Origin of the sequence: Apilactobacillus pseudapinorum, assembly GCF_040369555.1 — a bacterium.
Taxonomy (GTDB): Bacteria; Bacillota; Bacilli; order Lactobacillales; family Lactobacillaceae; genus Apilactobacillus.
The window spans coordinates 13,581-28,640 of the sequence record NZ_BAABVU010000033.1 but is presented as its reverse complement, the minus strand read 5'-3'; the positions used below and the strand labels follow the sequence as shown (position 1 = coordinate 28,640).

Here is a 15,060-nt window from a genome sequence, read left to right as displayed (position 1 = left end):
ATGGTGCTTTCCCTACACAAGCAAAGAATCCACTCATTGATATGATAATGAAGTTAACAAAATAAATCTGTGGTAAGACTCCGTATGATATCAATATTTGGGCATAAATCGCCCCTATTAGTGCTCCTAATGATAACATTGGTAAAAATATGCCACCGGGTAAACCAGTTGAATAAGAAAAAATAGACATGAAAAATCTAATAATTAAAAACCAGATCAAAATTGTTAGTGTTGGTGTTACTTTGGCGATTAATAAAACCATTGTACTTCCACCACCTACGATTGTGGGTAAGTACATTTCAAATGGAATTACTAACATAAATGGAATTGTTATCCACACAATGTTTGGAACCCAGTTCAATTTTTCATATAGATCATTAATATGCAATGTTGACCATTCATAAATCATTCCGCACAATCCTAAAATAATCCCCAAACCAATTAAGTAAGGATAAATGTGTAACGGAATCACATGTGAATATGCCATGTGTAAAACGGGAACCTTGCCAAAGATAGCACTAGAAACAAAATTTGCACTTACAGCAGCTGATAATGAAACTATCCACACTGATGTGGAAAAGTTATGATAGATCTCTTCTAGTACAAATAATGTACTAGCAATGGGTGCATTAAATGCCGCAGATAGTCCAGCTGCAGCTCCACCGGAAACTAAAACTTTTTCATCATCGCTGTTTTGTTTCAACAATTTGGAAAGTCCTTGCGCAGTGGTCGCTCCTAATTGAATTGAAGGCCCTTCTCTTCCTAAGAATAAACCACTGGAAATCGCTAAAATCCCACCTACGAATTTTTTAGATAGAACCGACCACCAAGAATAAGTTAATTCACCATTTAGTAAACCTTCTACTTGTGGAATTCCTGAACCTTTGATGTTTTTATCTTCTTGAATCAAGCTATAACCAATTAACGCAATTAAAACGTTAATCAATATCAATAGCGCTAAAAAGCCTAAATTATGTTTAGCTAATTTGGCTAGTAATAGGAAACCTTTTGATAGGTTCTCAATTCCTAGTCTAAATAAACTAACTATTAATCCCGCAGCGATTCCAATCAGTACCCCATATAAAACTGATTTAAACCTTTTAATATTATCAACTTGCAAATTGTCCGCCTCTTTATCCACATGAAATAACATTCAAAAATATGTACAAAAAAAGCATTGAAACATTCAATGCTTTTTTATTTATAACAAGTTATTATTTGTTAATAACGTTGTTACGAGCTTCTTCAGTTAGGTTGTAGAATGAGTTGATACCCTTGTATTCTGCAACTGAAGCTAATTGATCTTCAATTCTCATTAGTTGGTTGTACTTAGCGATACGTTCGCCACGACTCATTGAACCAGTCTTAATTTGACCAGCGTTTAGAGCAACAACTAAGTCAGAAATTGTAGTATCTTCAGTTTCACCTGAACGGTGAGAGATGATAGCTGTGTAGTTAGCTTCTTTAGCCATTTCAACAGCGTTAACAGTTTCTGTTAAAGTACCAATTTGGTTAAGCTTGATTAGGATAGCGTTAGCAACGCCACTCTTAATACCTTTTTGTAGGTAATCAGTGTTAGTTACGAATAAATCATCACCAACGATTTGAACTTTCTTACCTAGGCGTTCAGTAGCCATTTGCCAGTCTTCCCATTCGTTTTCATCCAAAGGATCTTCGATTGAGATAATTGGGTACTTGTCAACTAATTGTTCTAGCAATGTAACAAATTCATCAGCAGAGTATGACTTACCATCACCTACTAAGTTGTACTTCTTAGTTTCTGCATCGTAGAATTCTGAAGCAGCACAGTCAAAGGCGATTGAAACGTCTTTACCTGGTTTGTAACCAGCACGTTGAATTGCTTCTACTAAAATTTCAAATGGTTCTTCGTTGTTCTTCAAGTCAGGGGCAAAACCACCTTCGTCACCTACGGCAGTTGAGTAACCCTTTTCGTTCAAGATAGCTTTTAGGTTGTGGAAAGTTTCAGCACCCATACGGATAGCTTCCTTAACAGTTTCCGCACCAACAGGCATGATCATGAATTCTTGGAAGTCAACCTTGTTGTTGGCATGTTTACCACCATTGATAACGTTCATCATTGGTGTTGGTAATACGTGTCCATTGAAACCACCTAAGTAGTTGTATAAAGGAACACCTAGTTCATCAGCAGCAGCACGCGCAGCAGCTAAAGAAACACCTAGAATAGCGTTAGCACCTAACTTACCTTTGTTAGGAGTTCCATCTAGCTTAATCATAGCTTCATCGATAGCAACTTGATCAGTTACATCGTAACCTACGATTTCTTTTGCGATGATGTTATTAACGTTGTTAACAGCCTTAGTAACACCTTTACCCATGAAACGGTTTTTGTCACCGTCACGTAATTCAACGGCTTCGTGTTCACCAGTAGATGCACCTGAAGGAACGATACCGCGTCCCATTGCACCTGCTTCAGTATATAGTTCTACTTCAACTGTAGGATTTCCACGAGAATCTAGTACTTCTCGAGCATAAATATCTGAAATAATTGACATTTTATTCTCTCCTTAATGAAAGTTGTTACCTCGGAATCAAGGCTACTTTCATTTTATTATTTTAACGACTAACTTTCAATAAAAAACTGTTCAATCTGTTAATTATTTTGATAATTAACGATTTTTATGAATTCTTCGGCCTTCAAACTGCTCTTTCCAGGAAGAACTCCATCCACATCCTCTTGCTTCATAATTTCAGCAACATTGCGTGAATTAACACTTCCACCATATACAATTCTAATTTCGTTAGCGATATCTTGACCATATAAATCAATTAAAGTTTCGCGAATTAAAAAACAAGCTTCTTGAATTTCTGCAGCACTAGCAGTACGACCAGTTCCAATTGCCCAACTAGGTTCGTAGCCAATCACCACGTGCTTGGCATCTTCAGGTGAAATCCCCTTCAATGCTTCAATCACTGGGTTTACCACCCAATTCATTTCATCGACTGTCTTTCTTTTTGCCATGGTTTCATCACAACAAATTATCGGTGTCATATTATTTTTAATTACTGCTTTTACTTTTTTATTAATCATTTTGTTTGATTCGTCAAAGTATTTACGACGTTCAGAATGACCAAGCATCACATACTTAACGCCCATGTCGGCTAGTGCCATTGGACTAACTTCACCAGTATATGCTCCTGAATCTTTATAAAAGCAGTTTTGTGCTGCGGTTTTTAAGTTTTTTTCTTCTTTACAAAATTTAGTCAAAGCATCCATATAAATTGAAGATGCAGCAATTGCACATTCCACGTCATGTGGATCTGGCAATCTTCCTTTGACTGTACTTAGGAAATCTTCTACTTCAGATAATGTTAAGTTCATCTTCCAATTTCCAACAATAAAAGGAGTTCTCATTTTATACCTCCTATACTCTTATTATAATTATCGTTTAACGCCACAATTTAATGATATCATTTTTCGCAATGAATATCCTGTTTAGCAATTACCTTGTTAGGCAATTCCCACTCCTCTTATTATACAAAAAAAAGACCCGATGTTATACATCGAATCTTAAAAAGATAACTTATCTTATTTATCTGTGATTGAAGCAATACCTGGTAAAGTCTTACCTTCCATGTATTCTAGAGAAGCTCCACCACCAGTTGAAACGTGTGATAGCTTGTCAGCAATACCTAATTCGTTACATGCGGCAGTTGAGTCACCACCACCAACAACAGTAGTTGCGTCAGTTAGTTGACCTAAGAACTTACCAACAGCTAATGTACCGTTAGCAAAGTTACTCATTTCAAACACACCCATAGGTCCGTTCCAAACAACAGTCTTAGCATCTTTTAGAACGCTTTCGAATAATTCAATACTCTTAGGACCAATATCTAGAGCCATTTGACCATCAGGAATATTTTCACCAACAGTTTGAATTGGAGCATCGTTGTTGAATTCTGGAGCAACGATTGAGTCGATAGGTAGAACAATCTTGTCGCCACCCTTTTCTAAGATTTCCTTAGCAGTATCAATCTTGTCCTTTTCAACTAGTGAGTTACCAATTGAGAAACCTTTAGCAGCGTAGAATGTGTAAGTCATTCCACCACCGATGATAATTTTATCAGCTTTATCTAGTAGGTTGTCGATAACACCAATCTTATCTGAAACCTTTGCACCACCTAAGATGGCAACAAATGGACGTTTAGGATCGTTTACGGCACCACCGATAAATTTAATTTCTTTTTCCATTAGGAAACCAGCAGCAACAGGTTTGTCGTTAGCTTCCATAGCAGTTGCAATACCAACGTTCGAAGCATGTGAACGGTGAGCAGTTCCGAATGCATCGTTTACGAAGCAGTCACCAAGTGAAGCCCAGTATTCACCTAACTTAGGATCATTACCCGATTCACGTTTAACAGTTTCACCGTCAACAACGTCTTCAAAACGAGTGTTTTCAACAACAACAATGTCACCATCGCTCATGTTGTTAATTGCATCTTCAAGTTGTGAACCTTCTGTTTCAGGAACAAAAGTAACAGGCTTGTTGATTAGTTCAGATAGCTTTGCAGCAACTGGACGTAGTGAAAGTTCTTTCTTATCATCTTCACTCTTGATTCTACCAAGATGTGAGAATAATACAGCCTTTCCACCATGTTCGATTACGTATTTGATTGTTGGAATAGCACCAACGATACGACTAGTATCACCAACAACGCCATCTTTAATAGGAACGTTGAAGTCAACACGCATTAAAACTTTTTTACCTTTTAAATCTAAATCAGAAACAACTGTCTTAGCCAATCTAGATTACCTCCCAAACAATATTTAATAAATAAATGTAACAATTTCAATATACTTCATTTAAAGTATAATTTCAAAGATTTTTAAAATTATTTATTATAAAAAATGGAGGAGGCATTTGCCTCCTCCACCTTAAAACTTGCTAAATTATAATTAAGATTATAGTTGAGCGAAGTGTAGTAAAGTACGAACCATGTTACAAGTGAAGCCCCATTCGTTATCGTACCATGACCAAACTTTAACAAGTTGGTCGTCACCGAATGTAGTAACATCAGTTTGAGTAGCATCAAATACTGATCCGTGAGTATCACCAATGATATCACTTGAAACGATTGGTTCATCGTTGTAACCAAATGCTTCGTTACCTTCAGTGTATTCTTTCATCTTAGCGTTAATTTCATCAGCTGTTACGTTCTTCTTTTCAACGATAGCAGTTAATTCAGTTAATGAACCGTCAACAATACCAACACGTTGAGCAACACCATTTAACTTACCGTCAAGTTCTGGAACAACAAGACCTAGGGCCTTAGCAGCACCAGTTGAATGAGGAATAGTGTTAGTTGATGCAGTACGGTTGTTTCTGAACTTCTTACCACGAGGGCCATCTAAGATAGCTTGAGTTGAAGTAAAGGCATGAATAGTAGTCATAGTACCAACTTTGATACCAAAGTCTTTGTTCAAGAAGTAAGCAGTTGGTGCAATACTACTTGTAGTACATGAACCAGCTGAAACAATCTTGTCATCTGAGTTTAGAGTATCCAAGTTAACACCAGGAACAACAGTCTTAATTTGACCTGCAGGTGCAGAAATAAGAACACGCTTTGCACCAGCGTCTAAGTGAGCTTGTGATTTTTCTTCTGAAGTGTAGAAACCAGTACATTCTAGTACAAAGTCAACACCATCATTTTTAACCCATGGTAGGTCAGCGGCATTACGTTCAGCGTAAACTGGAACTTCCTTACCGTCAACAACGATTCCGTTATCAGTTGAAGTAACTTCACCTGGGAATTTACCATGTGTTGAATCATATTTTAATAAGTATGCAAGCATTGAAGGAGTTGTTAAATCGTTGATAGCAGCAACTTCAATTTCGTCTGAGTTTAGTTCGTGGATACGTTTGAAAGCCAAACGACCAATACGACCAAAACCGTTAATACCAATTTTTACAGTCATAACTGTTTTCCTCCTAGAGAAATAAATTTAAGTACTACGTACGGATTAAATGTTACTACTTTTTTACTGATCAGTCTACAATACTTGCTCAGTATTTTAAAAATAATTACGAATAGTTATTTTTATTAAAGTAGTTGTCTAATCCTACTTCATTAGTATATCAGTGCTATTTTATGTTTGCAAATCAATTAGCTCATTCACTATCTTGAATTTTAACGCCAATTCCGCTATAGTTTAACCTGTTTAAACGCATCTGTAGTGTAATGGATAGCACCAAAGATTCCGGTTCTTTTAATGGGGGTTCGATTCCCTCCAGATGCACTAGTAATTATTATAGTTAAATCATTTGACCTTAATTGACCATTGATATAAAATTATAATAATTCAAAAATGAATTATCTGTAAGGGAGGATAACACTATGAATTTAGTCCCAACTGTCATTGAACAATCATCAGGCGGTGAACGTGCATATGACATTTACTCAAGATTATTAAAAGACAGAATCATCATGCTATCAGGTCCAATCGAAGACAACATGGCTAATACCATTATTGCTCAACTATTATTCCTTGATGCACAAGATTCTGAAAAAGATATTTACCTATACATCAACTCTCCAGGTGGTGTGGTAACTGCAGGTATGGCAATTTACGATACTATGCAATTCATCAAAGCTGATGTTCAAACCATCGTTATGGGTATGGCTGCTTCAATGGCCAGTGTGCTAGCATCTTCAGGTGCCAAAGGTAAGCGCTTTGCTTTACCTCACTCTGAAGTTCTAATTCACCAACCTTCTGGTGGTGCCCAAGGTCAACAAACTGAAATCGCTATTGCAGCGGAATCAATTTTGAAGACTAGAAAGATGATTAACGAAATCTTAGCTCAAAACTCAGGTCAATCAATTGAAAAAGTTAACCTAGATACTGAACGTGATAAATACTTAAGCGCTCAAGAAGCTGTTGACTACGGTTTAATTGATAGCATCATGACTAACAGTTCTGAACGTAAATAATAAAAAAAGACTTAGCTATGACAGCTAAGTCTTTTTTATATCGCTTCTTCTCTTAATTTGTCAGCAAACTCATTAATTTTTCTTAATCTGTGGTTAATTCCTGACTTAGAAATACTCCCACTTGGTAGTGATTCGCTAAGTTCTTTTAAACTAACCTCTGGCATTTTCATTCGAGTCATTGCGACTTCATATAATTTTTCTGGTAAGTGATCTAAACCAACCGTTTCATCAATGAACTTGATGTTAGCTAATTGCTTAGTTGAAGCATTCGCTACCTTGTTCATATTAGCAGTTTCGCAATTTACCAATCTATTAACAGAATTACGCATATCTCGCATAATTCGCACATCTTCGAATTTAAGCATTGCATTAGTGGCACCAATTAATTGTAAGAAGTTAGCTATCTTTTCAGCTTCCTTCAAATACGTGATGTATCCACTTCTTCTATCGGTTGTTCGAGAGTTTAAATCGTAATTATTCATCATTTCAGAAATCATGTCATTATGTTCTTCATACAATGAATATATTTCCAAATGATATCTAGAAGTTTCCGGATTATTTACAGAACCACTGGCTAAAAACGCCCCTCTTAAATAAGAACGTACTTGGGAATCGTCTTTTAATAATTCGACTGGAACCCTTTCGACGATTTGGAAATTTTCTAAAATCCCTAAGTCATCCAAGATTGCTTGTGCTTGATCAGCAATTCGTACAACATAGACATTATTTTTATTTAATTTCATTTTCTTTCTAACAACTAACTTACTTTCAACCTTATAAAATTCTAAGATTAATTTGTAAATTCGACGTGCTATGGCAGGATTTTCTGTTTGAATATTTAGAATAATCTTACGATTAGCAAGCGAAATTGAACCGTTCATACGAATTAATGCCATCAATTCCGCCTTCGCATTCTTTTTATGCACTTCTAAGGTTGTTAGTTCTTTTTTTACGTCACTAGCATATGACATGTTGCATCATCCTATTCTTTGGTGACTAATTCGACTAACTTATCAGCCACTTTTTTTCCATTATGAAATGCCCCACGATTAGTTAATAATAAGAAATCGTCGTAAATCACTTGGCATCCCAATTCTTCTAATCTATTCTCATCATGTTCTACTGGACTAGATATTTCATTAAATCTTTGATGATCAATTTGACTATCTAAAACTGGTGTCTTATTAACAATCACAACATCTATAAAATTGCTGTTCATGTGTTTATTTAAGACTTCAACGTGATTGGCATCGGTAAAGTTATCAGTTTCGCCAAATTGCGTCATGATATTACATATATACACAACTTGTGCTTTTGACTTTATAATCGCATCCCCAATATTTGAAATCATTAAATTAGGTAGAATGCTTGTAAATAAGCTTCCTGGTCCTAATACAATTTGATCAGCCTCTAAAATGGCATCAATCACTTCTTGATTTGCTACTGGTGGGTTATCGGGGTCATCTGTTTCCACCCAAACACGATTTATTTGCTTATCAGCGTAGGTAATTTCATATTCACCCTTCATAGTCGAACCATCTTTAAATTCAGCACAGAGCTGTAATTTTTGGTTTGTAGAAGGATATATTTTCCCAGTGATGTCCATCATTTGACTTAATAGCTTAACGGCGACATTAATGTCACCCTTCATTTCAGTCATTGCGGTAATAATTAAATTTCCTAATGAGTGTCCTGATAAAAAGTCATTATTATCGTTAAAACGATACTGGAATAAATCTAGTTCAGTTTGCGGTAAATTGGAAAGTGATGCCAATACATTTCTGATATCACCAGGAGGGACAACGTTAGCAGCTTTTCTTAGTTTTCCAGAAGAACCGCCGTCATCAGAGACATTTACGATTGATGTAATATTAACATCTTTGTCTTTTAAATTATTTAAGACCACTGGCAAACCCGTTCCGCCACCAATCACAACGACGTTTTTTAAAGTTCTCATTTGACTGGTCCCTCCTCTCCTTTTTAAGATAACCCAAGAATTATAACACACGTACCCGGGTGTGTCATTTATTAAGCAATAAAAAAGGTGCTAAAAAGCACCTTTTTATTTTTGACTTTCTTTAGTTCGCTTAGTATCACGTTCTAAGACTGGTTTTAAATATTGACCGGTATAACTATCAGCAACTTCCACCACTTCTTCAGGAGTTCCAGTTGCAATAATGGTTCCACCACCATCTCCACCTTCAGGTCCTAAATCAATAATGTGGTCAGCTGTTTTAATCACATCTAAATTATGTTCAATAATTAAAACGGTGTTGCCTTGATCCACTAATTCATGCAAAACAACTAGTAAACGGTTAATGTCATCAGTATGCAATCCAATTGTTGGTTCATCTAAAATGTATAGATTATTACCAGCTGATTTCTTATATAGTTCAGAAGCTAACTTCATTCGTTGTGCTTCCCCACCAGATAAAGTGGTTGCTGATTGGCCTAATTGAACATAGCCTAATCCTACTTCATCAATGGTTTCTAATTTTCTAGTAATCTTTGGAATTGCAGAGAAGAATTCCAACGCTTGATCGACTGTCATGTCTAATACATCAGAAATATTTTTCCCTTTGTATTGTACTTCAAGTGTTTCAGCATTGTATCGTTTACCATGACAAACTTCACATGGTACGTATACATCTGGTAGGAAGTTCATTTCAATTTTTAGAATTCCATCCCCATGACAGGTTTCACAACGTCCACCCTTAACATTAAAACTAAAACGACCCTTTTGATATCCTCTTAGCTTCGCTTCGTTGGTTTCAGCGAATAATGTTCTGATATCGTCAAAGACACCGGTGTAAGTTGCCGGATTACTTCTTGGCGTTCTTCCGATTGGGCTTTGGTCGATATTAATAAGCTTATCAATATTTTTGTAACCAGAGATACTCTTATACTTACCTGGCTTTTCAGAATTATGGTTAATCTTTTGTGCGATTGCTCTCTTCACAATTCGATTAATTAATGTTGATTTACCTGAACCAGAAACTCCGGTAACAACATTAAATTCACCCAATGGAATTTCAGCAGTAACGTCTTTTAGATTATTTTCACTAGCTCCAGTGACCTTAATCTTTTTACCATTACCCTTACGGCGTTTTAATGGCACTGGCACAAACTTTTTACCAGATAGATATTGACCAGTTAATGAATTATCATTTTGAGCCACTTCTTCCGGTGTTCCAGCTGCCATCACGTTACCACCATTAGTTCCTGCACCAGGTCCAATATCAACAATATAATCTGCTGATCTTTGCGTATCTTCACCGTGTTCAACCACAACTAAAGTATTCCCCAAATCACGCATTGCCTTTAGTGAAGAAATTAGTCGGTCATTATCTCTTTGATGTAACCCAATTGATGGTTCATCTAACACATATAGGACTCCAGAAAGATTGGAACCAATTTGCGTTGCTAATCTAATTCTTTGTGATTCCCCACCAGAAAGGGTTCCTGCAGTTCTAGATAAAGTTAAATAATCTAGTCCAACATTCTTTAAGAAAGTTAGACGATCAATAATTTCTTTTAGAATTGGTTTAGCAACAACGCTATCTTTTTCACCAAAATGTAAATCGGTGAAGAAATTCAATTCTTTAATCACATCTAAATCAGTTGCTTCACTAATATTTAAATCATCAACTTTAACACTTAATGCTTCTTCATTCAGTCTGTAACCATGACAAGTTTGACATGTTAACTCTGTCATATATTGACGCATTTGGTCTCTTGTAAAATCACTATTGGTACCGTGATAACGACGGTCAATGTTATTTACAACCCCTTCAAATTCAGCATCAGTATCCTTAATGCCACCAAAACCATTAGTACTATCAAAATGAAAATGAAATTTTTTCCCATTTGATCCGTACATAATTATGTCACGTTGTTTTTTCGGTAACTTATTAAATGGAGTATCCATATCGATACCAAATTGTTCACACGCTTGCTCTAACATGCTTGGGTAGTATTTAGAACTAATTGGGTTCCAAGGCTCAATTGCCCCTTCATTTAGCGTTTTAGAGGTATCTGGAATGATTAGAGATTCATCCACTTCTAGTTTCATCCCTAAACCATCACAACTTGGACATGCCCCAATTGGTGAATTGAATGAAAATAGTCTTGGTTCTAGTTCACTAACAGTGAACCCACAAAGTGGACAAGCATAATGTTCTGAGAAAATTAGATTTTCCCCTGCACCCATTAAATCCGCAATCGCATATCCTTCACTTAAACGTAATGCGGTTTCTAGTGAGTCAGATAATCTTGATTTAATGCCATCTTTAACGATAATTCTATCCACCACAATTTCAATGTTGTGGTGTTTATTCTTATCTAATTCAATATCATCTTCGATTTCGTGCACTTCGCCATCAACACGATAACGGACAAAACCTTCACGCTTAATTTTTTCGATGATCTTCTTGTGTTGACCACGCTGTTCCCTAACAACAGGTGACAAAATTTGCATCTTAGTTCTTTCGGGTAAGGCTAGAACCGCATCCATCATTTGATCAATCGATTGTCTAGTAATCTTAGTTCCGTCATTAGGACAAATTGGAGTTCCAACTCGTGCCCACAACAATCTAAAGTAATCATTGATTTCAGTAACTGTTCCAACCGTTGAACGAGGATTTTTCGAAGTTGTCTTTTGGTCAATCGCAATCGCTGGACTTAATCCTTCAATCGAGTCGACATCTGGTTTATCCATTTGGCCTAAAAATTGACGAGCGTATGAGGAAAGACTTTCCACGTATCGACGTTGTCCTTCTGCATATAAAGTATCAAATGCCAAAGAACTCTTTCCAGAACCTGACAACCCGGTCATTACTGTTAGTTTGTTTTTAGGAATTGAAACGCTAATATCCTTTAAGTTATGTGCACGGGCACCTTTAATAACAATCTTATCGTTTTGCACCTTGTTTCCTCCTTACATCTGACTCTTTAAATCCATCACCGTATCACGCAATGCAGCAGCTTTTTCGAAATCTAGTTTTGCGGCTGCTTGTTTCATTTCCTTGGTTAATGTTTCGATCATTTGTTTTTGATCTTTCTTGGTTAGTTTTTGGAAATCAGATTCGATAAATGAATGATCTTCTTTATCATTATCATCTTTATTACCATAACTAATTAAGTCACGAATTGGTTTCTTAATTGTATGTGGCGTAATTTGATGTTCTTTATTGTATTCTTGTTGAATGCTACGTCTTCTGGCAGTTTCATCGATTGCTTTTTGCATTGAATCAGTTACATAGTCAGCGTACATAATAACTGCCCCATTTTCATTTCTGGCAGCACGTCCAATCGTTTGAATCAATGAACGTTCATTTCTTAGGAATCCTTCTTTATCGGCATCTAAGATAGCAACTAGTGAAACTTCAGGAACGTCAATTCCTTCTCTTAACAAGTTAATTCCAACTAAAACATCATATTTACCTAGTCGTAAATCTCTAATTATTTTAGTTCTTTCCAGTGTCTTAACATCTGAATGTAAGTATGCCACTTTAATCCCTAGGTCTTTCAAGTAATCAGTTAAATCTTCAGACATTTTCTTGGTTAAAGTCGTAACAAAAACACGTTCGTTCTTTTCGATTCGATCGTTAATTTCACCAACTAAGTCATCCATTTGTCCCATAATTGGACGCACTTCTACCGTTGGATCTAACAAACCAGTTGGTCGAATAATTTGTTGAACAATGTTCTTTTCAGGTGTCTCTTCCAATTCACGTGGTCCTGGCGTCGCAGACATATAAATTGCTTGATTAACACGTTCTTTAAATTCGGGCATCTTTAGCGGTCTATTATCAAGAGCACTAGGCAATCTAAAACCGTACTCAATTAAACGCTCTTTTCTAGCTTTATCACCGTTGTACATCCCACCTACCTGTGGCAATGTTTGATGTGATTCATCGACTACTAACAAGTAATCATCTGGGAAGAAATCTAATAGCGTATAAGGTGCTTCACCCGGTTTTCGATTATCCATATATCTGGAATAATTTTCAATTCCGTTGGTATATCCCATTTCTGCCATCATTTCAATATCATAAGTAGTACGTTGTTTTAATCGTTGCGCTTCTAGCAATTTACCTTCTTTTTCAAATTCGGCAACTTGTTCTATCATTTCTTCCTTAATTCCTTTTAATGCATGATCCATGTTTTGATCATCAGTCAAAAAGTGGGTTGCTGGGAAGATAATAATATTGTCTTTTTTACCAATAAATTCACCGGTTAATGTGTCGATTTCTTTAATAGAATCAATCTCATCACCAAAGAATTCAATTCTAAACGCGTGTTGGTCTCCCGAAGCAGGAAAAATATCAACAACATCTCCATGAACCCTAAATCGACCACGCTGAAAATCAATATCATTTCGATCAAATTGGATTTCAACTAGTCTTCTTAGTAATTCATCTCGCTCGATTTGTTGACCCACATTTAGTGCAATCGTATGTTTGTAGTATTCTTTAGGACTTCCTAATCCAAAAATGGATGAAACAGATGCAACAATGATAACGTCATTTCTAGTTAGTAATGAGTTAGTTGCGGCATGGCGTAGTTTATCGATTTCATCATTGATTGAAGAATCCTTTTCAATATAGGTATCACTTGAAGGTACATATGCTTCTGGTTGGTAGTAATCATAATAACTAACGAAGTATTCAACTGCGTTATTAGGAAAGAACTCTTTAAATTCACTATATAGTTGACCCGCTAATGTTTTATTATGCGATAAAATCAACGTTGGTTTATTCACATTTTTAATCACATTAGAAATCGTAAAGGTCTTCCCTGTACCCGTAGCCCCTAATAGGATTTGTTGCTTTTGTCCATCTTCAATCCCCTTGGTTAATTGACTAATAGCCTCTGGTTGATCACCAGTAGGTTTATATTTTGATACTAATTCAAATTTATTATTATTTTCGCGTTGGATTTCCAAACAAAGTCCTCCTTTGTTCACTCGTAGGGTTTTCGACCCTTTTCATTCATATTTAATAATATTTTAACATACGAACAAACTTTCTAAAACTAATGTTCTCCTTTTTAAGAGTAAAAAAAGACTGGTATTAAAACCAGTCTTTTTGATTACTTTTTATAATGATGAAACGTATTCAAATGCGTTTTGACCAGCAATTCCACCGTCTCCAACGGCAGTAGTTACTTGTCTTAATTCTTTTTGACGAACGTCTCCAATGGCAAACACACCATCAATATCAGTTTCCATTCTTTCGTTAGTCTTAATCCAACCTTTTTCATCAGTGATGTTTAGGTTCGCAAATGCTTCAGTCATTGGGTTGTTACCAACATAAATAAATACACCAGAAGCGTCAACAACGCTTTCTTCGTTAGTCTTGTTGTTTACAGTTTTTACACCAGTAACTTTCATGTCATCTCCGATAACTTCAGTTACATTAGTGTCCCAAATGAATTCAATTTTGTCATTAGCAAATGCACGGTCTTGAATAACTTTTTGTGCACGAAGTTGATCACGACGGTGAATAACAGTTACTTTCGAAGCTAAACCAGCAAGGTAAAGTGCTTCAGAAATAGCTGAATCTCCACCACCGACAACTACGACTTCACGGTTCTTGAAGAAGGCACCATCACATACGGCACAGTAAGAAACTCCTCTTCCACCGTATTCATCTTCACCAGGCACGCCTAGTTTACGGTATTGTGAACCAGTACCAATGATAACAGAACTTGTTTCGTAACTACCTTGGTCGGTGTTAACAATCTTTGAATTACCCTTGTCTTCAATTGATTCAACAGTTCCGTATTCATACTTGGCGCCAAAGTTAGTTGAGCTTTCGTACATATTCTTAGCTAAATCTGGTCCTAAAATGGATTTGAATCCAGGATAGTTTTCAATTTCAGCTGTGTTGTTCATTTGACCACCGTAGATACCACGATCAATCATTAAAACTGATAAATTAGCACGAGAAGCATATAGTGCGGATGTCATTCCACCAGGTCCAGCACCAATAACAATTACGTCATATTTTTCCATAATTAACTTCCCCTTTCATATATTCAATAAATGATACTTTACTATCATATGATAGATTTGTCCATTAATTAGCA

At 36.1% G+C, this 15,060-nt stretch carries 10 protein-coding genes, 1 tRNA gene and 1 pseudogene; 2 read left to right on the top strand and 10 right to left on the bottom strand.

The window, feature by feature from the left end; all coding sequences use genetic code 11:
* The 5 genes from ABWU86_RS06040 to gap form a co-directional block, all read right to left on the bottom strand.
* Positions 1 to 1,120, bottom strand: a 1,120-nt coding sequence (locus ABWU86_RS06040; RefSeq protein WP_353322005.1) for a ClC family H(+)/Cl(-) exchange transporter, incomplete at its 3' end; no start/stop codon positions are given.
* Between the two features lie 94 nt (positions 1,121 to 1,214).
* Positions 1,215 to 2,534 carry a phosphopyruvate hydratase gene (gene eno, locus ABWU86_RS06035; RefSeq protein WP_053949772.1) on the bottom strand — a complete coding sequence of 440 codons (1,320 nt, stop codon included), beginning with the start codon at positions 2,532 to 2,534 and terminating at the stop codon, positions 1,215 to 1,217.
* Between the two features lie 98 nt (positions 2,535 to 2,632).
* On the bottom strand, positions 2,633 to 3,394 hold the full coding sequence (tpiA, locus tag ABWU86_RS06030; protein ID WP_293793032.1) for a triose-phosphate isomerase: 762 nt from the start codon (positions 3,392 to 3,394) through the stop codon (positions 2,633 to 2,635).
* 174 nt (positions 3,395 to 3,568) lie between these two features.
* Positions 3,569 to 4,783: a phosphoglycerate kinase gene (locus ABWU86_RS06025; RefSeq protein ID WP_293793033.1), complete on the bottom strand. Its 1,215-nt coding sequence runs from the start codon at positions 4,781 to 4,783 to the stop codon at positions 3,569 to 3,571.
* 159 nt (positions 4,784 to 4,942) lie between these two features.
* A complete protein-coding gene (gene gap / locus ABWU86_RS06020; protein ID WP_053949769.1) occupies positions 4,943 to 5,956 on the bottom strand; it encodes a type I glyceraldehyde-3-phosphate dehydrogenase in 1,014 nt (337 codons plus the stop codon).
* Positions 5,957 to 6,205: 249 nt separating this feature from the next.
* On the opposite strand from gap, the gene ABWU86_RS06015 reads away from it, so the two are divergent.
* Both ABWU86_RS06015 and clpP read left to right on the top strand, forming a co-directional pair.
* Positions 6,206 to 6,277: transfer RNA gene (locus ABWU86_RS06015), tRNA-Arg, on the top strand.
* Between the two features lie 95 nt (positions 6,278 to 6,372).
* Positions 6,373 to 6,969: pseudogene (gene clpP / locus ABWU86_RS06010) on the top strand (ATP-dependent Clp endopeptidase proteolytic subunit ClpP); the annotation flags it as partial.
* Positions 6,970 to 7,004: 35 nt separating this feature from the next.
* Here the strand turns inward: clpP and whiA are convergent.
* The 5 genes from whiA to trxB form a co-directional block, all read right to left on the bottom strand.
* Positions 7,005 to 7,940: a DNA-binding protein WhiA gene (gene whiA, locus ABWU86_RS06005; protein ID WP_293793037.1), complete on the bottom strand. Its 936-nt coding sequence runs from the start codon at positions 7,938 to 7,940 to the stop codon at positions 7,005 to 7,007.
* Positions 7,941 to 7,951: 11 nt separating this feature from the next.
* On the bottom strand, positions 7,952 to 8,926 hold the full coding sequence (locus ABWU86_RS06000) for a gluconeogenesis factor YvcK family protein (RefSeq protein ID WP_293793039.1): 975 nt from the start codon (positions 8,924 to 8,926) through the stop codon (positions 7,952 to 7,954).
* 105 nt (positions 8,927 to 9,031) lie between these two features.
* Positions 9,032 to 11,893, bottom strand: coding sequence for an excinuclease ABC subunit UvrA (gene uvrA, locus ABWU86_RS05995; protein WP_293793041.1), 2,862 nt, complete (start codon positions 11,891 to 11,893; stop codon positions 9,032 to 9,034).
* A 12-nt stretch (positions 11,894 to 11,905) separates the two neighbouring features.
* Entirely contained in the window at positions 11,906 to 13,915 is a 2,010-nt protein-coding gene (gene uvrB / locus ABWU86_RS05990; protein WP_435370535.1) for an excinuclease ABC subunit UvrB, read from the bottom strand.
* Positions 13,916 to 14,068: 153 nt separating this feature from the next.
* Positions 14,069 to 14,989 (bottom strand): thioredoxin-disulfide reductase, encoded by a 921-nt coding sequence (gene trxB / locus ABWU86_RS05985; RefSeq protein WP_293793215.1) that lies wholly within the window; start codon positions 14,987 to 14,989, stop codon positions 14,069 to 14,071.
* Positions 14,990 to 15,060: the final 71 nt, after the last annotated feature.

Coding starts and splice junctions, on each gene's coding strand:
- tpiA (WP_293793032.1), bottom strand. CDS start 3,394: ATGAGAACTCCTTTTATTGTTGGAAATTGGAAGATGAACTTAACATTA.
- whiA (WP_293793037.1), bottom strand. CDS start 7,940: ATGTCATATGCTAGTGACGTAAAAAAAGAACTAACAACCTTAGAAGTG.
- ABWU86_RS06000 (WP_293793039.1), bottom strand. CDS start 8,926: ATGAGAACTTTAAAAAACGTCGTTGTGATTGGTGGCGGAACGGGTTTG.
- gap (WP_053949769.1), bottom strand. CDS start 5,956: ATGACTGTAAAAATTGGTATTAACGGTTTTGGTCGTATTGGTCGTTTG.
- eno (WP_053949772.1), bottom strand. CDS start 2,534: ATGTCAATTATTTCAGATATTTATGCTCGAGAAGTACTAGATTCTCGT.